22 protein-coding genes are annotated in these 22,302 nt (G+C 70.1%); 6 read left to right on the top strand and 16 right to left on the bottom strand.

What is annotated here, in order from left to right; translation table 11 throughout:
- Positions 1-89 precede the first annotated feature (89 nt).
- A complete protein-coding gene (locus ACGFX9_RS20305; protein WP_393473412.1) occupies positions 90-1,502 on the bottom strand; it encodes a PLP-dependent aminotransferase family protein in 1,413 nt (470 codons plus the stop codon).
- Between the two features lie 47 nt (positions 1,503-1,549).
- Between ACGFX9_RS20305 and ACGFX9_RS20300 the strand changes: the two genes are divergently transcribed.
- The 3 genes from ACGFX9_RS20300 to ACGFX9_RS20290 are packed head-to-tail and all read left to right on the top strand — an operon-like array spanning position 1,550 to position 3,227.
- Positions 1,550-2,068 (top strand): carboxymuconolactone decarboxylase family protein, encoded by a 519-nt coding sequence (locus tag ACGFX9_RS20300; protein ID WP_393473409.1) that lies wholly within the window; start codon positions 1,550-1,552, stop codon positions 2,066-2,068.
- Positions 2,065-2,511 (top strand): carboxymuconolactone decarboxylase family protein, encoded by a 447-nt coding sequence (locus tag ACGFX9_RS20295; RefSeq protein ID WP_393473406.1) that lies wholly within the window; start codon positions 2,065-2,067, stop codon positions 2,509-2,511. The genes ACGFX9_RS20300 and ACGFX9_RS20295 overlap by 4 nt, the downstream gene beginning before the upstream one ends.
- Positions 2,508-3,227 carry an isocitrate lyase/phosphoenolpyruvate mutase family protein gene (locus ACGFX9_RS20290; RefSeq protein ID WP_393473404.1) on the top strand — a complete coding sequence of 240 codons (720 nt, stop codon included), beginning with the start codon at positions 2,508-2,510 and terminating at the stop codon, positions 3,225-3,227. The genes ACGFX9_RS20295 and ACGFX9_RS20290 overlap by 4 nt, the downstream gene beginning before the upstream one ends.
- Before the next feature lie 114 nt (positions 3,228-3,341).
- On the opposite strand, the gene ACGFX9_RS20285 is transcribed toward ACGFX9_RS20290, so the two are convergent.
- From ACGFX9_RS20285 to ACGFX9_RS20265, 5 genes are all read right to left on the bottom strand, one after another.
- Positions 3,342-4,247 carry a glycine betaine ABC transporter substrate-binding protein gene (locus ACGFX9_RS20285; RefSeq protein WP_393473986.1) on the bottom strand — a complete coding sequence of 302 codons (906 nt, stop codon included), beginning with the start codon at positions 4,245-4,247 and terminating at the stop codon, positions 3,342-3,344.
- A 116-nt stretch (positions 4,248-4,363) separates the two neighbouring features.
- Positions 4,364-6,388, bottom strand: a complete 2,025-nt coding sequence (locus tag ACGFX9_RS20280; protein ID WP_393473401.1) for an ABC transporter permease — start codon at positions 6,386-6,388, stop codon at positions 4,364-4,366.
- Entirely contained in the window at positions 6,385-7,503 is a 1,119-nt protein-coding gene (locus tag ACGFX9_RS20275; RefSeq protein ID WP_393473398.1) for a glycine betaine/L-proline ABC transporter ATP-binding protein, read from the bottom strand. The genes ACGFX9_RS20280 and ACGFX9_RS20275 overlap by 4 nt, the downstream gene beginning before the upstream one ends.
- Positions 7,500-9,035, bottom strand: coding sequence for a GMC family oxidoreductase (locus ACGFX9_RS20270; protein WP_393473396.1), 1,536 nt, complete (start codon positions 9,033-9,035; stop codon positions 7,500-7,502). The genes ACGFX9_RS20275 and ACGFX9_RS20270 overlap by 4 nt, the downstream gene beginning before the upstream one ends.
- A 140-nt stretch (positions 9,036-9,175) precedes the next feature.
- Complete coding sequence (locus ACGFX9_RS20265) at positions 9,176-10,705, bottom strand: aldehyde dehydrogenase family protein (RefSeq protein WP_393473393.1); 1,530 nt, start codon at positions 10,703-10,705, stop codon at positions 9,176-9,178.
- Between the two features lie 177 nt (positions 10,706-10,882).
- On the opposite strand from ACGFX9_RS20265, the gene ACGFX9_RS20260 reads away from it, so the two are divergent.
- Positions 10,883-11,677 (top strand): hypothetical protein, encoded by a 795-nt coding sequence (locus ACGFX9_RS20260; protein WP_393473390.1) that lies wholly within the window; start codon positions 10,883-10,885, stop codon positions 11,675-11,677.
- A 15-nt stretch (positions 11,678-11,692) separates the two neighbouring features.
- Here the strand turns inward: ACGFX9_RS20260 and ACGFX9_RS20255 are convergent, their stop codons facing one another.
- The 7 genes from ACGFX9_RS20255 to ACGFX9_RS20225 all read right to left on the bottom strand — a co-directional run bounded on the left by ACGFX9_RS20255 (position 11,693) and on the right by ACGFX9_RS20225 (position 18,182).
- Positions 11,693-12,229, bottom strand: a complete 537-nt coding sequence (locus tag ACGFX9_RS20255) for a hypothetical protein (protein ID WP_393473387.1) — start codon at positions 12,227-12,229, stop codon at positions 11,693-11,695.
- On the bottom strand, positions 12,226-12,474 hold the full coding sequence (locus ACGFX9_RS20250; RefSeq protein WP_160506754.1) for a helix-turn-helix transcriptional regulator: 249 nt from the start codon (positions 12,472-12,474) through the stop codon (positions 12,226-12,228). Before ACGFX9_RS20250 ends, ACGFX9_RS20255 begins: the two co-directional genes overlap by 4 nt.
- A gap of 58 nt (positions 12,475-12,532) precedes the next feature.
- Positions 12,533-13,294: a hypothetical protein gene (locus ACGFX9_RS20245; RefSeq protein ID WP_393473384.1), complete on the bottom strand. Its 762-nt coding sequence runs from the start codon at positions 13,292-13,294 to the stop codon at positions 12,533-12,535.
- 16 nt (positions 13,295-13,310) lie between these two features.
- A complete protein-coding gene (locus ACGFX9_RS20240) occupies positions 13,311-13,691 on the bottom strand; it encodes a hypothetical protein (RefSeq protein WP_393473382.1) in 381 nt (126 codons plus the stop codon).
- Positions 13,688-15,502 (bottom strand): hypothetical protein, encoded by a 1,815-nt coding sequence (locus ACGFX9_RS20235; protein ID WP_393473380.1) that lies wholly within the window; start codon positions 15,500-15,502, stop codon positions 13,688-13,690. Before ACGFX9_RS20235 ends, ACGFX9_RS20240 begins: the two co-directional genes overlap by 4 nt.
- Positions 15,503-15,699: 197 nt before the next feature.
- Complete coding sequence (locus tag ACGFX9_RS20230; RefSeq protein ID WP_393473378.1) at positions 15,700-16,689, bottom strand: malate dehydrogenase; 990 nt, start codon at positions 16,687-16,689, stop codon at positions 15,700-15,702.
- Between the two features lie 365 nt (positions 16,690-17,054).
- A complete protein-coding gene (locus ACGFX9_RS20225; RefSeq protein ID WP_393473375.1) occupies positions 17,055-18,182 on the bottom strand; it encodes an XRE family transcriptional regulator in 1,128 nt (375 codons plus the stop codon).
- Positions 18,183-18,539: 357 nt separating this feature from the next.
- Between ACGFX9_RS20225 and ACGFX9_RS20220 the strand changes: the two genes are divergently transcribed.
- On the top strand, positions 18,540-19,085 hold the full coding sequence (locus tag ACGFX9_RS20220) for a peptidoglycan-binding protein (RefSeq protein WP_393473372.1): 546 nt from the start codon (positions 18,540-18,542) through the stop codon (positions 19,083-19,085).
- Between the two features lie 86 nt (positions 19,086-19,171).
- On the opposite strand, the gene ACGFX9_RS20215 is transcribed toward ACGFX9_RS20220, so the two are convergent.
- From ACGFX9_RS20215 to ACGFX9_RS20205, 3 genes are all read right to left on the bottom strand, one after another.
- On the bottom strand, positions 19,172-19,618 hold the full coding sequence (locus ACGFX9_RS20215) for a helix-turn-helix domain-containing protein (RefSeq protein WP_393473369.1): 447 nt from the start codon (positions 19,616-19,618) through the stop codon (positions 19,172-19,174).
- Between the two features lie 377 nt (positions 19,619-19,995).
- Positions 19,996-20,475 (bottom strand): DUF3017 domain-containing protein, encoded by a 480-nt coding sequence (locus tag ACGFX9_RS20210; RefSeq protein ID WP_393473367.1) that lies wholly within the window; start codon positions 20,473-20,475, stop codon positions 19,996-19,998.
- 18 nt (positions 20,476-20,493) lie between these two features.
- Complete coding sequence (locus ACGFX9_RS20205; RefSeq protein ID WP_393473364.1) at positions 20,494-21,372, bottom strand: bifunctional methylenetetrahydrofolate dehydrogenase/methenyltetrahydrofolate cyclohydrolase; 879 nt, start codon at positions 21,370-21,372, stop codon at positions 20,494-20,496.
- 267 nt (positions 21,373-21,639) lie between these two features.
- Here ACGFX9_RS20205 and ACGFX9_RS20200 point away from each other — a divergent pair, with 267 nt between their 5' ends.
- On the top strand, positions 21,640-22,275 hold the full coding sequence (locus ACGFX9_RS20200) for a hypothetical protein (protein ID WP_393473362.1): 636 nt from the start codon (positions 21,640-21,642) through the stop codon (positions 22,273-22,275).
- Positions 22,276-22,302: the final 27 nt, after the last annotated feature.

Genomic DNA, 22,302 nt, shown 5'->3' with positions numbered 1-22,302 from the left:
GCCGGAGGGGCTGAAAGATCAGCCCGTCCGGCGTTTGAGGACGAACTCGGCGAAGCCGGTGAATGACGGTACGCAAGCCCGGTTGAGCCCTACGGCAGTACCCCGCACAGCGCCTCCAGCGCCCCCGCCCACGCATGATCCGGCGGCGTTCCGTACCCCACCACCAGGGCGTCCCGTTCCGGCACCCGCGCCGCGGGATGGCGGAAGTCCGCGAGGCCCTGCACGGCCAGCCGCCGCCAGCTCGCCGCCTGGATCACCGAGCGTTCCGTTCCCGGCGGCAGTTCGAGCACCGCGTGCAGTCCTGCCGCGATGCCCGTGGCCCTCACCTCCGGCGCCCGCGCGGCCAGGGCTTCGACCAGCTGGTCCCTGCGGCGGCGGTAGCGCAGGCGTACGCCCCGCACATGGCGGTCGTACGCGCCCGAAGTGATGAACTCCGCGAGCGTCAGCTGGTCCAGCGCCCCGCAGGCCAGGGCCGCTCCCCCCTGCGCCTCGACGACCTCCGCGGCGAGCGGCGCCGGCAGCACCATCCAGCCGAGGCGCAGCCCGGGGGCGAGGGACTTGCTTGCCGTGCCGAGGTAGACCACGCGGTCGGGGTCGAGGCCCTGGAGCGCGCCGACCGGCTGCCGGTCGTAGCGGAACTCCCCGTCGTAGTCGTCCTCCAGGATCAGGCCGCCCTCGCGCCGCGCCCAGTCGACGGCTGCGGCGCGCCGGTCGGGGTGCAGCGGCACGCCCGTCGGGAACTGGTGCGCGGGCGTCAGGAGCGCCACCTTGGAGGATTTGGGGACGGCACCCAACTCGGCCGTGGAGGTGCCGAGTTCGTCGAACGGCAGCGGCTTCGTCCGCAGCCCCGCCCGCTTGAGGAGATTCCAGTGCACGTCGAGCCCGTACGACTCGACCGTCATCTCCCGCAGCCCGCGCGCCCGCAGCACATCTCCAAGGACCCTCAGGCCGTGCACGAACCCGGCGCAGACGACGATGCGGTCCGGGTCCGTGTGCACGCCGCGGGCGCGGGCGAGGTAGTCGGCGAGCGCGGTGCGCAGCTCGATCCGGCCGCGCGGGTCGCCGTAGCCGAACGCGTCGTTCGGAGCCGCGGTCAGGGCGCGGCGGGCGGCCTTGAGCCAGTCGGCGCGGGGGAAGGAGCCGAGGTCGGGGGTGCCGGGCTTCAGGTCGTACGTGGGACCGCCGGTGACCCTGCGGCGCGGCGCGGGCCCCGCGGGGCGCGGCACGGCGCGTTCCGCCACGCGGGTGCCGGAGCCCTGGCGGGCCGTGAGCCAGCCCTCCGCGACGAGGTCCGCGTACGCGTCGGCGACGGTGTTGCGGGCGATGCCCAGGTCGACGGCGAGGGAACGGGACGAGGGAAGGCGAGTGCCGGGGGCGAGCCTGCCCCCGCGTACCGCCTCGCGCAGGGCGTCCGTGAGGCCCTTGCGTACGCCGGACCGCGTCGCTGCTCCCCCGGTCTCCAAGTGGAGGTCGACGCCCAAAGTGGCCCAGGATTCTTCCATGGGAATGGACCATACCTGTGGGCTATTGCGCCCGTACGGTCGATGGCATGACCACGAACGACACCATCCCCGCACAGACCAGGACCGAGGAATACCTCCCCGAGCACACGCCCCGCCTCGACTGGCACCAGCACGCCCCCGAGGTCTTCAAGGCCATGATCCGGCTCGACGCCGCGGCCCGTCAGGGCGTCGACCCGGTGATCCTTGAGCTCGTCAAGATCCGCGCCTCGCAGATCAACCACTGCGCGCTCTGCCTCGACATGCACAGCAAGGACGCCCTCGCGGCGGGCGAGAGCGTCGAGCGGATCATCCAGCTCGGCGCCTGGGAGGAGTCGCGGCACTTCTACACGGCGAAGGAGATCGCCGCGATCGAGCTGACCGAGGCGATCACCGTCCTGACCGACGGTTTCGTGCCGGACGCCGTGTACGAGAGGGCCGCCTCCCTCTTCGAGGAGGAGGAGCTGACACAGCTGATCGCCGCGATCACGGTGATCAACGCGTGGAACCGCTTCGGCGTCTCGACACGGCAGGCGCCGGGCCACTACACGGCCGGAGACCACAAGTGAGCGCTCGGACCACCCACCTCGACAAGGGCTTCGGGGGTGCGCTCGCCGCGTTGAGCGCGACCGCGAAGAAGGGGCTCGGCGATCCCGCGCTCGCCGAGCTGGTGATGATCCGGGCCTCGCAGATCAACGCGTGCGCGTTCTGTCTGGACATGCACGTGGACATCGCCGTGCGGGGCGGCGAGACCCCGAAGCGGATCGCCCTCCTCAACGCCTGGCCGGAGGCGGGTGACCTCTACAGCGAGCGTGAGCGGGCCGCGCTCGCGCTGACCGAGGCGGTCACCGTCCTCACGGACGGGTTCGTGCCGGACACGGTGTACGAGACGGCGGCCAAGCACTTCGGCGAGGCCGAACTCGCCCATCTCATCGGGGTGATCACCGTCATCAACAGCTGGAACCGCGTGATGGTCAGCCGCCGCATCGAGCCGGGAGGCTACGCGCCATGAGCCTTGTCGACGACTTCCGGGGGCTGCATCAGGGGCGGGCACCCGGCGACCCGCTCGTCCTGCCGGGGCCCTGGGACGCGGTCAGCGCGCGGGTCTTCGAGGAGGCGGGGTTCGCCGCCCTCGCGACGCCGAGCGCGGGGGTCTCGGCGTCGCTCGGGTACGCGGACGGATCGGTGCCGCCGGATGAGATGTTCGCGGCGGTGAGCAGGATCGTGCGGTCGGTCTCCGGGTCCCTGCCGGTCTCCGCGGACATCGAGGACGGCTACGGCCTGCCGCCGAAGGAGCTGGTGGAGCGGCTCCTGGCCACGGGCGCGGTGGGCTGCAACCTGGAGGACTCGACGGGCGGGGTCCTCAAGGACCCGCACGAGCAGGCGGACTGGCTGGCTCAGGTGCGTGCCGCCGCGGGCGACGGGCTGTTCATCAACGCCCGCGTGGACACGTTCATCCGGGGAATCGCCGACCCCGGGGCGGCTGTCGAGCGGGCCCGCCTCTATGTGGCGGCGGGCGCGGACTGCGTCTACCCGATCTTCGCGCCGCCGGAGGCGCTGCCTGCGCTGCGGGCGGGCATCGAGGGCCCCCTCAACACGGGGGCGAAGCCGGACGGCCCGTCTCTGCGGGAGTTGGGCGAACTGGGCGCCACCCGCATCACGTTCGGCCCGGGCCTGCTGCTCCGGGCGACGGAGGCGTTGCGGGAGATCGCGGGAAACCTGCGGTAGACGTGACGGTGCCGGGCGCCCCCGAGGAGGGGCGCCCGGCACCGTGATGTCAGCCGTTCAGTCGTACAGCCGTACAAGCCATACAGCTTCAGCGTCCGCCAGAAGGCGGCGACGTCACTTCTTCGGGATCCACTTCTGCCACGTCGCCTTGTTGGCCTTGATCCACTTCTCGGCCGCGGCCTCGCCGGACATCTTGTCCTTGGCGATCGACATGGCGACCTCGTTCTGCTCGTCGGTCGTCCACTTGAAGTTCTTCAGGAACTCCGCCGCCTTGCCGCCGTCCTTGGCGAAGTCGGCGTTGAAGTACTTCTGCAGCGGAGTGTCGGCGTAACCGCACTTGGTGGCGGCCTCGGGCTCGTTGCAGCCCTCCTTGAACTTCGGGAACTTCACCTCGACCAGGTCCATGTCGGCGTTGGCCCACAGGGGCTCCCACCAGTACGAGATGAAGGGCTCCTTGGCGGCGTACTTGCGCTGGATCTCCTTGATCTGCGCCGCCTCGTTGCCGGTGTCCTTGATCTTGAAGTTCAGCTTGTGGTTCTTGATCAGGAACTCGTCGTACGTGGTGTACGACGGGGCGGCGCCGATGAACTCGCCCTTGCCGCCACTGCGGTTGCTCTTGAAGTCCTTGGCGAACTTGTTGAGGTTCTTGTAGTCAAGAATCTCGGGGTGCTTGTCCGCGTAGTACTTCGGCACGTACCAGCCGATGTGGCCGGTGACGCCCAGGTCGCCGCCCTTGACGACCGTCTTCTTCTGGTCGATGTAGAGCTTCTGCTTCTTGGGCTGGCCGTCCCAGTCCTCCAGGATCGCGTCGGCCTTGCCGTTGTTCAGCGCGTCCCAGGCGATGGGCTCGTCGAGCTGCTGGAGGTCGACCTTCTTGACGCCGACCTCGTCCTCGAGGAGCTTCTTGGCGACCTCGGCGTTGGCGCGCGCGCCGACCCAGGAGGGCACGGTGAGCGTGACCTCGTCGGAGTTGCCGGAGGACTTGGTGTCGGCGGCGGAGCAGGCGCTGAGCGCGACCATGGACAGAGCGCCGATACCGGCCAGGACCGAAGTGCGTATCCGCTGATTACGGTTCACGAGTTGGTTCCCTTACGTAGCAGGAATGCGAGAGTTGAAGAACATACGGTGCGCGTACGTCAGCGAAGTGCGCGTTCCTTGATTTCGGCGCCGGGCTGGGAGATGCGGTCGAGCAGCAGCCCCAGGCAGACGATCGCGATACCGGTGGTCATACCGAGCCCGAGGTCGCCCTTGGTGAGGCCCTTGATCACGTCCACGCCGAGCGCGCCACCGCCGATCATGCCGCCGATGACGACCATGGAGAGGACCAGGACGACGCCCTGGTTGAGTGCGACCAGGAGTGCGGGCCTGGCCAGCGGCAGCTGAACCTGCCAGAGCTGCTGGCCGGTGGTGGCGCCGAGCGAGCGGGCCGCCTCCAGGGCCGAGGGGTCGACCTGACGGATGCCCTGCGCCGTGATGCGGATGACGGCGGGCAGCGCGTAGATGACGGAGGCCACAGCGGCGGCCGCCGGGTTGGAGCCGAACAGCGCGATCATCGGGATCAGATAGATGAACGCCGGCAGGGTCTGCATGGTGTCGAGCACCGGCCTGATCGCCCGCTCCACCCAGGCGACCCGGGCGGCGAGCACACCGATGGCGAAGCCCAGGATCAGCGTGACCACCAGGGCGGCGATGACCTGCGAGAGCGTGTCCATCGACTTGCTCCACAGGCCCATCCCGCCGATGGCGGCGAGCGCGAGCACGACGGTGACCGCCGCGCGCCAGCGGCCCGCGAGGTAGGCGAGTACACCGGCGACCAGGAGCAGCGCCCACCACGGGGTGGCGAGCAGGGCGTCGAAGAGCGGGTTGATGCCCCAGCGGATGAAGCCGTTCGCCCAGGTGAGGGTGCCGCCGACGACCGGGACACCGGAGCCGAGCTCGCGCTCGATCCAGCCGACGGCCTCGTTGATCGGCTGGGAGATGGAGACGACCCAGTTCTCCGGCCACTCGGTGCGGCCGAGCGCCTGGCCGATGACGGTGGCGACCACGACAGCGGCGGCGATGGCGGCCCACAGGACGCGCGTCGCGACGGCGGTGCGCGGGGCCGCCGAGTCGTCGACCAGCTCACCGAACCCGGCGGTCGTACGGTCCAGCCAGACGGCGATCAGCACGATCGCGATACCGGCAGGCGCCGCGAGGCCCACGTCGAGGGTGGAGATCGCCTCGAAGATCGGGTCGCCGAGACCGCCGGCGCCGACCACCGTGGCGAGCACGACCATCGAAAGGGACATCATGATCGTCTGGTTGAGCCCGAGGAGCATCGGCTTGCGGGCCAGCGGAAGGCGGGCCGTCCACAGCCGCTGCCAGGCGCTTGCGCCAAGGGACTGGGATGCCTCAAGGGCCGCCGCGTCGGCGCCCCGCAGGCCGAGCGAGGTGAGCCGCGCCATCGGCGGGGCGGCGTAGATGACGGTCGACATGAAGACGGCGGGGGTGCCGACGTCGAACATCATCACGAAGGGCAGCAGATAGGAGAAGGCGGGGAGCACCTGCATGGTGTCGAAGACCGGCCGCAGGATGCGCTCGGCACGGTCCGAGAGTCCGGCCGCGAGGCCGAGGAGCACACCGACAAGACCCGCGACCGCCACACAGACGATCATCAGGGCGAGGGTCTCCATCGCCTCTTCCCACACGTCGAGCACGCCGATCACCGCGAAGGTGCCGAAGGCGGTGCCCGCGAGGGTCAGTGCGCGCCGGCGCAGGCCGGCCCCGCCCGCGTACCAGGAGATGAGTACGGCGGCGACGGTCACACCGATGAAGCCGAGGCTCTCCAGGCCGCTGAACACACCGTCCACCGCGGACTGCGAGGTGTTGCTGATGTGCAGCAGGAAGTAGAGGAAGATCGGGTGGGTGTCCCGGTTCTCCGCCATCCAGGTGTTGAGGTCGTCGAGCGGCGACCGCACGTCGAAGGTCAGGTCGGACGGCCATACACCGTTCGCGGTGACGACCGCGGAGACGACCGCGACCAGGACGGCGCCGACCAGCAGGACGACCTTGGGGCTGCCGGTGAACCGGGCCAGCAGGCCGGGACTCTGCGGGAGTTGTGCTGTCCGGTCCTTCTCGGCCTTCTCGGCCTTGTCCAGGACAGGAGTCGGCGCGGCACTCATACGGCCGCCACCTTCTTGCCCGCGGACCCGTCGGTGTCCGCGTCGAGGCCCGCGACCACCGCCAGGAGCTGCTCGTGGTCGACGATGCCCAGGGTGCGGCCCTCGTCGACGACGCGGCAGTGCTCACCGCTGCGGGCGACCGCCTCGATGGCGTCGACGACCAGGGTGTCCGGGGAGATCGCGACGCCCGTGGACGCCTCGTCGCCGTCCGCGGGGCGCATCGCGCGGCGGACCGTGATGACCTGCTCGCGCGGGACGTCACGTACGAAGTCGCGTACGTAGTCGTCGGCGGGCGTGGAGACGATCTCCTCGGGGGTGCCGAGCTGTACGACCGCGCCGTCCCGCATCAGCATGATGCGGTCGCCCAGGCGCAGGGCCTCGGAGAGGTCGTGGGTGATGAAGACCATCGTGCGGCCCTCTTCGCGGTGCAGGCGGATGACTTCTTCCTGCATGTCGCGGCGGATCAGCGGGTCGAGCGCACTGAACGGCTCGTCGAAGAGCAGGACTTCGGGGTCGACGGCGAGGGCGCGGGCCAGGCCCACACGCTGCTGCTGACCGCCGGAGAGCTGACCGGGCCTGCGCTGCTCGAGTCCGTCGAGGCCGACCTTGGCGACGACTTCGAGGGCCTTCGCGCGGCGCTCGGCCTTGCCCATGCCCTGGATCTCCAGGCCGTACGCGACGTTGTCGAGGACGGTGCGGTGCGGAAGCAGGCCGAAGTTCTGGAAGACCATCGAGGCGCGGTGGCGCCGCAGTTCGCGCAGGCGCGACTTGTCCATGGCCAGGACGTCCTCGCCGTCGATGACGACGGAGCCCGAGGTCGGCTCGATGAGGCGGGTGAGGCAGCGGACGAGCGTCGACTTGCCGGAGCCGGACAGGCCCATGACGACGAAGACTTCGCCCTTCTTCACCTCGAACGACACATCACGTACCGCGGCGGTGCAGCCGGTCTGCTCACGCAGTTCGGCGGGCGTGAGGCCGTGCACCGAGGTGTCGCCCGGTATGCGGTCCGCCTTCGGTCCGAAGACCTTCCACAGGTTGTCGACGGCGAAGACGGGCCGGTCGCCGGACTCCTGCCCGGTCGTGTCCTGCGTCTTGTTCACTGAGGCCTCGCTCATCGGCCTTCACCACCCAGCATCTCGGCACATTTCTCCCCGACCATGAGTACTCCGATCATCGGGTTCACGGCGGGCATCGTCGGGAAGACAGATGCGTCCGCGATACGGATTCCTTCGAGTCCCCGGATCTTCAACTCAGGGTTGACTACAGCGAGTTCATCAGTGGAAGCACCCATTCGGCAGGTCCCTGCCGGGTGGTACACCGTGTGCGCGGCTTTGCGCACGAGCTCGCTGATCTCGGCGTCGTCGGTGACGTCCGGACCGGGGAAGACCTCGCGCTTGAGCCATTTGGCGAAAGGCTCGGCCTGTGCGACCTTGCGGGCCAGCTTGATTCCGTCGACCAGGGTCCGGCCGTCGTAGTCCGCCTCGTCCTCAAAGTACTTGAAGTCGAGGGCGGGCTTGACCTCCGGGTCGGACGACGTCAGGTAAAGACGTCCTCGCGCACGGGACTTGGGGATGTTCGGCGTCATCGACACGCCGTGCTCCGGGCGTTCGTAGCCCAGGCGCTCCGGGTTGTCCGTGAACGGGATCTGGTAGAAGTGGAACATCAGGTCGGGGCCCTTGTGGTCCGGGTCCCGCTTGACGAACAGACCCGCGTCGGAGTCCATCGCCGAGTTGCCGGGGATGGGTCCTTCGGTCTCCCAGACGATGACCGACTCGGGGTGGTCGATGAGGTTCTCGCCGACGCCCGGCAGATCGTGCACGACCGGGATGCCGAGGGCCTCGAGGTCCTTGGCGGGGCCGATGCCGGAGTGCATGAGCAGGCGCGGGGTGTCGACGGCTCCCGCGCACACGAGCACCTCGCGGCGGGCGGTGAGCAGCTGCTCGGCGCCGTCCTTCGTACGGATGTGGACGCCGCGCGCGGTCTTGCCGTCGAGCTCCAGCTTGGTGGCCCAGGTCTCCAGGAACAGGCGGAGGTTCGGGCGGTCACCGGCCTCCATGTGGGGGTGGAGGTAGGCGACGGAGGCGGAGGAACGCTTGTTGTTCTCCGGGTGGTAGGAGAGGTCGAAGAAGCCGACGCCCTCGTCGAAGGGCTTGTCGTTGAAGCCGATGACCTCGGGGATGCCGAGCGCGGTCTGCGCGGCCTCGACCCAGTCCGTGGCGATCTGGTTCTGGTCCTTCTTGGCGACGCGCACGACGTTGTTGCGCAGCTTGCCGTAGAAGGGGTCCATCGCCTTGGCGCCCCAGCCGGTGGCGCCCGCCTCTTCCCACTCGTCCCAGTCGGAGGGCAGCGGCTTGAAGGAGATCAGGGTGTTGTGCGACGAGCAGCCACCGAGGACCTTGGCGCGGCTGTGCAGGATGTGCGAGTTGCCGCGCGGCTGCTCCGTGGTCGTGTAGCCGTAGTCGAGGTCGCCGCCGAGCAGGCCGAGCCAGCGGCGCAGCGTGAGGACGTCCTCGCGGTCGATGTCGCTGGGGCCTCCCTCGATGACGGCGACGGTGACGCCGGGGTCTTCGGTGAGCCGGGACGCGATCACCGAACCGGCGGTGCCGCCTCCGACGATGACGTAGTCGTACTCGGTGGTCTCAGCCATGCGTGGTGCTCCTCTTCCTGCGAGGTGTGGTGCAAGGTGCTTGCGCTTAGTGGGCGGGGAGTGCCTGGACTTGGGTGTGACATACGTGCGCGGGGGCGGGTCTGCCGCCCCCGCGCACGTCGTGGCGCGTCGGTGGGGTCTCAGCCGGCGAACCAGCGGACCGGCTTCGGGGCGAGGTTCTGGTAGATGTGCTTGGACTCGCGGTACTCGGCGAGCCCGGCGGGTCCGAGCTCGCGCCCGACGCCGCTCTTGCCGAAGCCGCCCCACTCCGCCTGCGGCAGGTAGGGGTGGAAGTCGTTGATCCAGACCGTGCCGTGGCGCAGGCGCCTGGCCATGCGGCGGCCGAGGCCCGCGTCGTTGGTCCAGACGGCGCCCGCGAGACCATACTCGGTGTCGTTGGCGAGCGCGACGGCCTCGTCCTCGGTGCGGAAGGTCTCGACGGTCAGGACCGGGCCGAAGACCTCTTCGCGTACGACGCGCATCTCGCGGTGGCACTGGTCGAGGACGGTCGGCTCGTAGAAGTATCCGGTCGCGGGCCGGACTTCGCTGGGCTCGGGCCGCTTGCCGCCGGAGCGCAGGACCGCGCCCTCCTCCAGTGCGGAGGCCACGTACGCCTCGGTCTTCTCGCGCTGCTGCTGCGAGACGAGCGGGCCGCACTCCACGCCGTCCTCGGTGCCGCGGCCGAGCCTGATGCGGCTCGCGCGGCGGGCGAGTTCGGCGACGAAGCGCTCGCGCACCGACTCCTCGATGATGAGGCGGCCACCGGCGGAGCAGACCTGCCCGCTGTGGATGAAGGCCGCGTTCAGCGCCTGGTCGACGGCGGTGTCGAAGCCCTCTTCGGTGGCGCAGGCGTCGGCGAAGACGACGTTGGGGTTCTTGCCGCCGAGTTCGAGTGCGACCTTCTTCACGCCGAGGGCCGCGGCCTGCGCGACCTTGGTGCCGGAGACGAGGCCGCCGGTGAAGGAGACCAGGTCGACGTCGGGGTGGTCGGACAGGCGCGCGCCGACGGTGTGGCCGGGTCCTGTCACGATGTTCGCGACGCCGGTCGGCAGGCCCGCCTCGACGAGCAGTTCGATCAGCGCGACCGTCGTCAGCGGAGTGACCTCACTCGGCTTGATGACGAAGGTGTTGCCCGCGGCGAGCGCGGGGGCGATCTTCCAGCTGGCCTGGAGGAGGGGGTAGTTCCACGGCGTGATCATCGTGCAGACGCCGATCGGCTCGTGCACGACGACGCTGTGGATGTCGTCGGACCCGGCGTCGACCACCCGGCCCGCGCCCTCGCCGATCACCAGGTCGGCGAAGTAACGGAAGGCGTCGGCGACGCAGTCGACGTCGACACGGCCCTCTTCGACGGTCTTCCCGGCGTCACGGCTCTCCAGGAGGCCGATCTTCTCCCGGTCGCGTACGAGGAGGTCGGCCACGCGGCGGAGCAGCGCGGCCCGTTCGGCGACGGGCGTGGCCGGCCACGGTCCGTGATCGAACGCCTCACGTGCGGCGGCGATGGCCGCGTCGGTGTCCTCGGTACCGCCCTCGGCGATCAGTGCGAACGGCTTGGCATCCGCCGGGTCGAGGATCTCGCGCGTGGCGCCGGAGAGGGCGTTACGCCACTCTCCGCCCACGTAGATGGTCTGTTGTGCGGACACGTCCCGTTTGCCTTCCGTTCCTGTCATATGCCCCGCCTGTCACTCGCGGTAGCCGGGTGCACCTGCCCTGAGGCGGAGAAACCATGCTCATTACATGGCCGAAAGTGCGCTGTGTCACTGCGCGTGCAGGCACTTGAGGCGAAACGTACGCTCGAAGAGGGGTTAAGTGCGGTTACGAGGGTTTTCTTCCGCGGAGGTGGCGCTATGCGACCGATATCCAAGGAGCGCTCGTGGGCCAACGCCGCCTGTATGGCCGCTTTTACGGCGGCCGCGCTTCTGGCCGCCCCTTCGGGCGCCCTCGCCGACACCGAAGACCTGAGCGCCCAAGAGATCTCCGACAGGGCGGAGAAGACGCTGCTCGACGCCGAGTCCGTGCGCATGGAGCTGGAGCAGAAGGGCCCGGGCCTCGACGACGGCGATCCCGCCCGCATGAATCTCGCCCTCGACCAGGACGGCAACTGCGCGGGCACGCTGCACCTGGCCAAGGGCGGCGGCGGCCTCGAACTGATCAAACGGGGCGAGAAGATCTGGATGAAGCCCGACCTGGCCTTCTGGAAGGCCCAGCTACCCGACGGCCGAGGGGAGGCCGCGGCCGACATCATCGGCGACCGCTATCTGTACGGCACCACCGACGACCCGATGCTCCAGGACATCGCGGAGACCTGCGACCTCGACACGGTCCAGAAGGAGATCAAGGACGAGTCCGGCGGCACGACGGACCTCAGGAAGGGCGACACCACGAAGGTCGAGGGCACCGACGTCATCCCGGTGACGGGCATGGACGACGGGAAGAAGTCCACCCTCTACGTCGCGACGAAGGGCACCCCGTACCTGGTCAGGGCCACAGCGGTGGGCGGCGGCACGGACTCGTCCCTGACGCTCACCGACTACGACAAGCCGGTCCCATCGAAGACGCCTTCGAAGGAGGACTCGGTGGATGTGTCGCAGTTGCCGGGTGCGCCGCAGGACGAAGGCGGCCAGGACGGGTACCGGGTCTGAGGCCGTCTCTTGGGTCTACGCCGCGAATACGTCGGCCGGGTCGTCCTCCGGCTCGTCCGCCACGGCGAGACCCGCCACCCACAGCGGCATCAGCCAGTGCACGACGAACGCCGTGAACAGCGCGGGAAAGAGCAGCCCCTCGGCGTCCCACCCCTGAAGCATGGCAAGGCCCGCGCCTGCGGCGGCCGCGAAGAGCACCCACTGCATGAGCCCCCGGGCCCGCGCCGCGACACGGGCCTTCTCGGCGCGCTGACGCTCGTCTAGCGCGCGCTCGCGCAGTTCGAGGAGGCCGCGGGTGGCGCCGTTGATGACGCCGGTGGCCATGGCCCAGGGCAGCAGCAGGCCGAGCATCGTCCACATCGCCCAGCGCTGGTCGCCGACGACCGTCAGCAGCCAGGCCGCCACGCTCGCCACGGTCAGCGCGATGTGGGCGCCGACCACGAGCCTCCTGCGGACTGCGGTGGCGTACATCGGCGCCCCCTCGCGCCGGTTCATGAGCGCGAACATGCGCTGGTCGTACCGCGTCATCCCCCGCGCCTGCTGGTCCGTCATCCCTGACTCCTCCCGTAGACCTCGTCCGTGAGCGGGCGAAACGGCTCCAGGGAGAACAGCGCCTCCACCGGCAGCCCGAAGAACACCGCGATCTTCAGCGCCAGGTCGAGGCTGGGGTTGTACTGCCCGCGCTCGATGTAGCCGATGGTCTGGTAGTGGACACCCACTGCCTCGGCAAGGCTCTGGCGCGACACTTTCCGCTCCGCGCGCACCATCGCCAACCTGTTGTGCACCTGCTCGCTCATGTATAAGAAGTACTACATCTGGGAGCATGTTGACAACAGGACAGGTGGACAGCGGCGATCACCCGGGCGCGGGGCAGCTCTCGTCCGGAGGGCAGAACCACGCCAGGGCGGTCTCCATGAGCTCCTGCTCGTCGTCCCTGCCGTCCGCGTCGGAGCCGTACACGGCCAGTGCGTACAGCTCGCCGTCCACCGCCTCGAAGCGATGGTCGATGACGTACCACCTGCCGATGTCCGGCTCGCCCTTGAACTCGTCTGCCACGTACTCAAGTCGCGCGGCCGGGCGGCCCTCGTCGTCCGTGCGCTCCAGCGGGGCGAGCTGATCGAAGCCGCCGGGCATCCGCGTCTCATCGAGCCAGGTCCGCAGCGAGTCGTACCCGGACGTCTCCCCCACCCGGTACACCTGGAGCCGCCGATGTCCGTCGGGGCTGCGGTAGTTGACCACGTTGTACCCCTCGGCGGGCTCGACCAGATCGCGGATCCAGCCCCGCGGCACGGCCAGGCGGTAGCCCTCCTCGTCCCGCACCTCCTCGTACGGGGCGGGCGGCACCCCGGCCGGGGACGGTGCCGCGGTGTCACCCTCGACGCCCGCGCTTCCGCTCTCCGTGGGCTGTTCCAGCACCGTCAAGTACCCCGTGGGGCGCGGCTCGTCCTTCCAGCCGAGTGCCCAGACGCCGAAGGCCAGGCCGCAGACCGCGAGAACCGACACGGCGCCGCGCAGCGCCTTGCCCTGGCGCACCGCGTCCCGGTCGTGGAGCCCGGCGATCCGCTGCTCCTGCTCGTGGCCGACCCACTCCTGACGGTCGGCGTCGAAGATCCGCACCGCTCGCCCCTCTCCCTCAGCCCGTGATCTGGGCGATCGCCTGAAGGACGGCGGTGACGGACGCGGCCGTCGCGGCGGCGGCGCCGTACTGCTCAAGGCGGGCGCGGAGCCTGCCGAGGACGCCGCTTTCACTTCGGCCCGCGCGGCTGATCTCCCCTTCCACCTCGCCCAGTTCGGCGTCGAGCGCGTCGTCCTCGGCCGTGCGCTCCTCTGGCCCGCCCAACTCGGCGCGCAGGGCCCGGACCTGGGTGAGCAGGTGCTGCTGCTTCGGATCGGCCACCACCACCGTGTGATTGGTGGACTCGGCCTTGCCGTGCGCGCCGAAGGCCTGTGAGCCGCCGGTGATCGAACCGATCTGGACGTGCGCCCCGCCGCCGGTGTCCCCGTCGCCGCTCATACCGTGCTCCTCTCGGTGTGCGTGGCCTGGCCGTGGGAGCCGGTGGCGATGGCGCCGCCGGACATCTCCGTGATGTAGACCCCGCTGTTGTTGATCTGCGTGATGTTCTGCTCCAGGCGGTCCGTGCGGAAGCCGCCGGCCCGCAGCGCGTCGCGGACGCCCTCTCCGATGCGGTCCTGGAGGGTGCGTGTGTAGCGGGCGACGTCCATCTCCTGGAAGAGCGAGAGGTCGTCGGTGGAGGCAAGTTGGCGCAGCGAGATCAGCGGGGCGTCCGGCGGCACCTGCGTGGGGCGGCCGACGCCGAGCCGGGAGCACAGGGACCGCAGGGCGCGCGCGGCGGGCGGCACGGGGCGCTCCCCTTCGGCCTGGGTGAGCCAGAGCCGGAAGGAGGGGATGAGGGAGGGCAGGGCGCGCAGGGCGGCCACGCCGACGGCGACGCCTGCCGCGGGGCCGTCGACGCAGGCGCGCAGGGCGTCACGGATGGGGCCCTCCGGCTCGCTTGCCACGATCGTGTCGACCTCGCGGAACTCGGGGACGATCGGCCCGAGCACGTGCGGCACCACTTCGAGGACGAGCATTCCGCCCTGGGTGTGCACCCTGACCAGGAGCGAGACGACGACCTGTTCGTTCCAGGCACCGACCCGGATCCGCAGGAAGTGGCGCCGCGCCTCCCCGCCCTCGCCCGCCGCCCGTTCGAGGTGCCGGGCGGCCTGCTCTGGGTCGTAGAGGCCGGCGGTCTCGTGGCCCTGTCCGGTGTAGAGCTGCTCGTCGCGGCCCGCGCCCGCGGGGAGGTAGACGAACTCCTCGATCTCCAGGTCCCGCAGCCGGTCCACGCTGGTGGCCGCGGCGGACCGGCGCAGGTCCTTCAGGCGGGGCTCGATCATCTTGATGACCTCGCGCGCGGCGAGCGGTTCGTACGCGCGCTGTCCCGGCACGCCGCCGTCCGCGTCCTTCTCGGCGCGCTGCAGTTCAAGGACGACCGTCCACGGCTTGCGGGGCTTTCCGGCGCCTACGAAGGGGCGGTTCGCGTCGTACAGGGTGAGCGGGGCGTGCTGCTCGCGGCGGATGCAGTCGGCGATGCGGGTGAACCGCGCGGGGATGCCCGGCTGTTCGGTCTCGGCGAAGGCCTGCCGCGCGAGCTGGGTCCGCAGGGTCCGCTTGCGCAGGAACTGGTGGCGCCACACCACGGCCGCGACGAGCAGCGGGAAGATGACGGGGTACGGGGTTTCAGTGATCGCAAGGATCGCGGAGATCCCGTACGCGGCGGCGCACCACCACGCGAACGCCGTCACAAGCCAGCCGAACCTGCGCCGCAGCCAGGCCGCCATCGGAGGCAGCACCATCCGCCGCGGGGTCCCGCCGTCCACGCCCCGGCCCGAGGCGACACGCGCAAGCCAGAGCAGCAGGACCACCGCGGCGTACGCGCAGGCCCAGCCGCCCGGCACGAAGGCGCCGAGCACGTTCCCCGGGCCCGCGTCGCCGAGGTCCTCCGGGTCGAAGGCGAGCAGCGTGAGATCTCCGCCGGAGACGCCCGACTCGCCGCCCCTGGAGTCCTCCAGGGTGTCCCAGAGCATCACCGCGTCGGTGACGAGGAACCCGAACCACACGGCCGCCAGGAGCAGCGCGGTGAACAGTTCCTCGCGCCGGGCGCGCAGCGCGTGCGCGAGCACCGGCAGCACATCGGCGCCGAGCGCCGGGGCGACGGGACGCTCCGCGTGTCCGACGAGCTCTGAGACGACCCGCCTGCGGAACACCGCGTCCAGATGGACGCCCGCGCACAGCAGCCGGGTGGCCTCGGTCGTACCTGCCATGGCCAACTCCGTTTACCTCAACCGGAATTGGATCGTAACCGTGTGTGCTCGCGGTGGCCACAGAAAGGCACATATGCCCCTCGAATAAGTGAATACCCAGCCCTCACCCGCGTTACGACGCACGTCGCCCCCGGTGGCCGATCAGATGGCCGCCGGGGGCGAAGTGGACGAGCTGCTGTACTGGACGAGCTGCCGTACTAGATGAGGCCGAGGCCGCGAACCGCCTCGCGCTCCTCGGTGAGCTCCTTGACGGACGCGTCGATGCGCGCACGCGAGAACTCGTTGATGTCCAGGCCCTGGACGATCTCGTACTTGCCGTCCTTGGTGGTGACGGGGAAGGACGAGATGAGGCCCTCGGGAACACCGTACGAACCGTCCGACGGGATACCCATGGAGGTCCAGTCACCGGCGGCCGTGCCGTTCACCCACGTGTGGACGTGGTCGATGGCGGCGTTGGCGGCGGAGGCGGCCGAGGACGCGCCACGGGCCTCGATGATCGCGGCGCCGCGCTTGGCGACGGTCGGGATGAAGTCGTCGGCGAGCCAGGCCTGGTCGCCCACCACGTCCGCGGCGTTCTTGCCGGCGATCTCCGCGTGGAAGATGTCGGGGTACTGGGTGGCCGAGTGGTTGCCCCAGATGGTGAGGCGCTTGATGTCGGAGACCGGGGCGCCGGTCTTCTTCGACAGCTGCGACAGCGCGCGGTTGTGGTCCAGGCGGGTCATCGCGGTGAAGCGCTCGGCCGGTACGTCCGGGGCGGCGGCCTGCGCGATGAGCGCGTTGGTGTTGGCCGGGTTGCCCACGACGAGGACCTTGATGTCGTCCGCGGCGTTGTCGTTGATCGCCTTGCCCTGCGGCTTGAAGATGCCGCCGTTGGCGGAGAGCAGGTCGCCGCGCTCCATGCCCTTGGTGCGGGGGCGGGCGCCGACGAGGAGGGCGACGTTGGCGCCGTCGAAGGCGACGTTCGGGTCGTCGCTGATCTCGATCGAGTTCAGCAGCGGGAAGGCGCAGTCGTCGAGCTCCATGGCGGTGCCCTCGGCGGCCTTCAGGGCCGGAGTGATCTCCAGGAGGCGAAGGTTGACCGGCACGTCCGCGCCGAGCAGGTGGCCGGACGCGATGCGGAAGAGCAGCGCGTAGCCGATCTGGCCGGCCGCGCCGGTGACGGTGACATTCACGGGAGTGCGGGTCATGGCGATCTCCGTAAGACAGCTGGCGGTGGGGGGCCCTGCCCCTTGTGCGGGGTCCCCTTGTGCTGGATCCCCACCGACGCCCTCGATGATCGATCTCTTGGCATCAAGAGAGATCCGCCGCTCAGGCTATCGCGCCCCGCCTACCCCCGAACCCCGGGTGGGTGTGGCTCGGCCCACAAAGGTCATTTCGCGGGGGCTCGGGACTCCGGGAAAAACTTCCGGAGAACTTCCGGGAAATCGGTACGCATACAGAGCGTCTTCGGGGGCAGGCGGAGCAATACCCCCACGGGAGTGGTCACACCTCCCCCCCTGGCGGCCGCCACGCTCCCCCCCTGTGGCGGCCGCCCACCACTTCTCGGGCGTCCTTACTTCGTGCAGCCCGTCTCGCCGGTCTTGAGCGTGGCGCACGCCTCCGCCGCGGCACCGTCCTTGACGGCCACCATCGGTGTGTACGCGTCCAAGTCCGCGTTCACCGTTCCGTTCTGCTTCGCGCCGCCCGTGCCCGCGCCGATCGTGACCTTGTCGCCGGGCGCGGCCTGCGTGATCCGCGCCCACGCGGCACCGCACGTCTTGCTGTAGCGGACCTCGACCAGCGCCTTGCCGACGGTCGCGCGCGTCGACGTCGTGGCCAGCTCACCGCCGCAGCCCATGGTCTCCGGGTCCTTGCCCGTGCAGTCCTTGCCGCTGCACTCGACGCCCGCGGGCAGGTCCTTGTCGCTCGTGGTCGGCGACGCCGACGGCTTGGCGCTCTCGTCGCCCTTGTCGTCCTTGCCGAAGTCCGTCAGGAAGACGGCGGCGGCTATGACGACCAGCGCGCCGACGACACCGGCGAGGAACATCGTCAGTTTCCTGCGGCGCCGCTGCCGGTCGGGGGAATCCCCGCCGTGGCCCGGTGCGCGGGGGCCGGGCGGAACGGGCGGCGCCGCGACGGCACCCCGGTCGCCCCCGGCCGCGTACGACGGTGTCTGCGGCAGGGCCGTGGGCGCGACGCCCGCGGGACCCGCGACCCCCGTGACGCTCCTGCCACCACCGTTGGCGCGGTCAGCGGGGTCGCCGCCGGGCGCCGGGCTCGCCGCGCCGTCGCGCGTCGCGCTTCCGCCGCTCTTGCCGCTCTTGCCGCCCTTGGCGCTCTTGGCACTCGGCGGGTTGGGGCCCAGCTCCCCGAGCGCGGCCCGCGCCTGGGAGATCCGGATCGCCTGCATGGTCATGTCGTGCCGCATCTCGGAGCGGCTCCAGGCGCGCTCGGCGAGTTCCCACATGGTGATGAGATGTACGGGGTTGGTGCCCGTCACCTCGGCAAGCGCGACGATCGCACCCTTCGGGGCGAGCAGACGCCCGTTCAGATAACGCTCCCACGACGTCTTGCTGTACCCGGTGCGGTCCGACACCGCGGCGATGCTCAGCCCACTTCGGTCGACGAGCGTGCGCAACTGACTCGCGAACTCACTGACCTCCGGATCGAGCTCATCCGGTAGTGCCTTCCAACGAGGCATTACTCCCCCTATTCCCCCCGTACGTGCCTGCTTGCCCCCCGCGCGTGGTTCCCCCGCTCTGCCCTTCAGGCAGCCCCCCCGCCGCTCCTGTCATGGACTACCCAGAGGGATGTCAAAAGTCAGGATGTCAGTTCCCGGGCCGGGGGCGCACGGGAGCGTTCGGGCCACTGGCGTGCACCGTCGCACTCCCTGCGGGCCGGCGTCCAGTGTCCCACCGCTGTCCCGCTCCACAATGCGGAACCCCAGGTAGCGGCGTGGGACATCCCACAGCGTCCCGAATGAACGGGTTGACCCTTTTGCGAAACACCGCCGAGAGGAAGCATCGGAGACGTCAACGCACCACCTAGGGGGATTTACATGCGTATGGGTAAGGGCAGGTCGAAACGGCTGATCGGCTCGGCGGTCGCCGTCGCGGCGGGGGCAGGCATCGCACTGGGCGGCACCGCGTCGCTCGCACAGGCCAGTGGGCCACACGTCATCGACGGCAAGGGCGCCGCGTACAACGACTGGGGCGACGAGGGAGACCTCTCCCGCCACAGCCACACGAACAGCAACGCCACGCGTCTTTGGCAGTCCGTCCTGTACGCGGACGGGGCCAAGTGGAAGGACAGCGACGGCAACCGGCACACGTTCAAGAAGTGGGACATCGACGGCAGCTTCGGCAAGAGGACCGAGTCGGCCACCAAGTGGTGGCAGCAGCACGAGGACACGGAAGACGTCGACGGCATCGCCGGCAAGGAGACGTTCGGCGTCGCCGACGACTTCCTGAACGGCCCGAGCGGCAGCGGCTGGGTCAGCTACAGCGGCTACCAGCACGACGTCACCTTCAAGCGGCTCGCCGGCACGTACTACGTGAAGATCGACGGGCAGTGGAAGAAGGCGGCGTACAACTGGCGCGGCTGACAGCCGGTACCAGCAGCTTCGCCCGCACCCCCGGGGGCCGTCACTTCGTGGCGGCCCCGTCGCCTGTCGTACGCACACCTGGCTCTCTAGCTCATGAGGATCCACAGCAGGCCGACGAGCATTTCCACGATGAGGACGAGCGTGAAGCAGGCGACGGGCTTCCAGTGCCGCGGCTCCCGGCGGTCCGGCGCCGGAGCCTGCTCCACGCCGGTGGGTTCATGCTCTTCCGCAGCGGGCGGCGGACCCCGACCGTCCACCGTGCCCCGCGGCCACACCCGCACCGCCAGCTCCCACCGCGCGCCGAACCGTTCGCAGTCGGCCCCCGCCACCTTGCACAGCGCCGCGACGGCCTGCCGGGGCGGGGGCTGCCGGGCGTTGAGGTAGCGCTGCCAGGAGGACTTGCTGTAGGCCGTCTCCTCGCCGAGCGCGATCAGGCTCAGGCCGGTGCGGTCCTTGAGCAGCCGCAACTGCTCCACGAAATGCCGTACTTCCGGGGGAAGGGTCTCCGGAAGCGGCTGCCAGGCAGCACTCATGCTTCACCCCCAGCATGTGCCCCGTATGCCCAGATGACGGCGGAGCGACCCGAAGTGGTTCCCTCCACGTACACCGCCACCTGTTGCCCACCGCGTACACCGTTGCGGAATGGTCACCTCCGTGCCACAGGGGCAGGGCATCCCTTGAACGGAATTGGCGCGGGCATGACGCTTGTTCCCGTTGGAACGGCCCCTCACAGACCGGCGGCGCTCGTCCTCCCACGGGGGAGAGGACGGGCGCCGTCTTCTGTGTTCAGGTTGACAAGGGCCACCAACGCGTAGCCCGTGGCGTCGAGTTCGGGCCACCCCTGCCTGACGGTGGCCCGTCCTCCCCGGAGAGAGGACGGGCCACCGTCACGTGTGCGTGCCGCTCGGTCCTACGTGGTGATCGTGCGGTGCAACGTGTCGCCCAGGAACGGAATCTCCAGCAACGGATCCGGCTGCGCCATCAGCGCGAGCAGCACGATGGCGACGCCGAGCACCCCGTACGTGACCATGTCCGTGAAGCGCGAGCGCACCGCCAGCATGCCGACACTCGGCAGCGCCCACCGCATGACGGCGCCGCCGACCAGCGCGAGGCCGATCAGTATCGTGCCGACGCGGAACACGTCGAAGGCCGTGAGCAGCAGCCCGAGCCCCACGGTCGAGAGCACGCTGAGCAGCGGCCACTGCCGGGCGGGCGCCGGTGCGTCGCCCGGCGCGGCCCGGCCGCCGCCCTCGGGGCGCGCGGTGTCACGGGTGAACAGCGGGAAGCGCCGCGTGGCCTTCTTCGGCCCGTCGGGGCCGGGGGCGCTGACGTGGCCCTTCGCCTCCGTGACCTCGGCCGGCGATGCCCCGTGGTCGGGTTCTGCGCTCATGGGCTCACCCTTCCCGGTTCAGCTCGCGGCTGCGGACTCGGCGGCGGACGCGGCGCGCTCGGCCGCCTCGACGACGTTGACGAGGAGCTGCGCACGGGTCATCGGGCCGACGCCGCCGGGGTTCGGCGAGATCCACCCGGCGACCTCGCGGACGCCCGGGTGCACATCGCCGACGATCTTGCCGGACTCGTCGCGCGAGACGCCGACGTCCAGGATCGCGGCGCCCGGCTTCACGTCCTCGGGCTTGATCAGGTGCGGGACGCCCGCCGCGGCCACGATGATGTCGGCCTGCTTCAGGTGCGAGGACAGGTCGCGCGTGCCGGTGTGGCACTGCGTGACCGTGGCGTTCTCCGAGCGGCGGGTGAGCAGGAGCGGCATCGAGCGGCCGATCGTCACACCGCGGCCGACGACCACGACCTCGGCGCCGTTGATCTCCACGCCGAACTGGCGCAGCAGCGTGATGATGCCGTAGGGAGTGCAGGGCAGCGGCGCAGGCTCGTTCAGGACGAGGCGGCCGAGGTTCATCGGGTGCAGGCCGTCGGCGTCCTTGTCCGGGTCCATCAGCTCCAGGACGCGGTTCTCGTCGATGCCCTTGGGCAGCGGGAGCTGCACGATGTAGCCGGTGCAGGCCGGATCTTCGTTGAGCTCGCGGACGACGGCCTCGATCTCGTCCTGCGTCGCGGTCGCGGGCAGCTCACGCTGGATGGAGGCGATGCCCACCTGCGCGCAGTCGCGGTGCTTTCCGGCGACGTACTTCTGGCTGCCCGGGTCGTCACCGACCAGGACAGTCCCGAGGCCGGGCGCGTAGCCCCTCTCCTTCAGGGCCGCCACGCGGGCGGTCAGTTCGGACTTGATCGCGGCTGCGGTGGCCTTGCCATCGAGAATCTGGGCGGTCATGAGTCCATCTTCCCGGATGAGCCCCGCCCGGTACCAATCAGGGCGGCCCGCCGGGCCCGACTGTGTCTCAGCTGTGTCCCGAGACCTGACCAGCCGTGTTGCACTTGCACAACACATAGGGAATGCGGCTGGACAAATAAGCCTGGCCTAAAGAACGATAAGCGGCACAGTGCCGCGGGCAGTGTCGGGGGGACGGACCGCATCTGTAGAACTTTCCTCCGTGATGTGCCGCGTCGTCCCCGCATTACCCGACGGAGGAAGACCGCCATGAGTTACGGCGACCCGAACAACCCTTACGGGCAGCCGCCCCAGCAGCCCCCCGCCGCTCCCGGTTACGGCTACCCCCAGCAGGGCCCGCCCGGCGTTCCGCCGCAGCAGCCCTACGGCTACCCGCAGCAGCAGGCGTACCCCGGCTACCCGGGCGGCAACATGGGCAACATGATGCCGCAGTCGATGCCGGGCCTTTTGATGACGGCCCGCGTCTTCCTGTTCCTGATCTCGGCGACGCAGATACTGGGCGCGATCGGGTTCCTGTACGGTGCCGCCGTCGCCAACGACGTCTCCGACAGCGCCGACGACCTCGGCTTCACGGGCTCGAGCGACTTCGGTGACGCGGCCACCGGCCTGTTCGTGGTCTTCGCGCTCGTCGCCGCGGCGCTCGCCGCGCTGTCGATCACGCTCGGCGTGAAGTTCAGCCGCGGCGCCCAGGGCGTCCGGATCACCACGGTGGTGTACGGCGCGCTCGGCGGCATCCTCGGCCTGATCTACCTCTTCGTCGGCATGGACACGGGCTTCGCGAGCGCGATCATCTTCCCGCTGATCTGGGTCGTCTTCGCCGTGATCATCACGGTGGCTCCGGTCGCCCCCTCCGGCACCGCCTGGTTCAACCGCCCCCGCTACTGAGGCGAGCAACCACCGCGCACCACACGC

Origin of the sequence: Streptomyces sp. NPDC048436, assembly GCF_043200355.1 — a bacterium.
In the GTDB taxonomy this organism is placed as follows: domain Bacteria; phylum Actinomycetota; class Actinomycetes; order Streptomycetales; family Streptomycetaceae; genus Streptomyces.
Note: the sequence above shows the minus strand (reverse complement) of the source record. Positions and strands in the feature narration are given on the sequence as shown.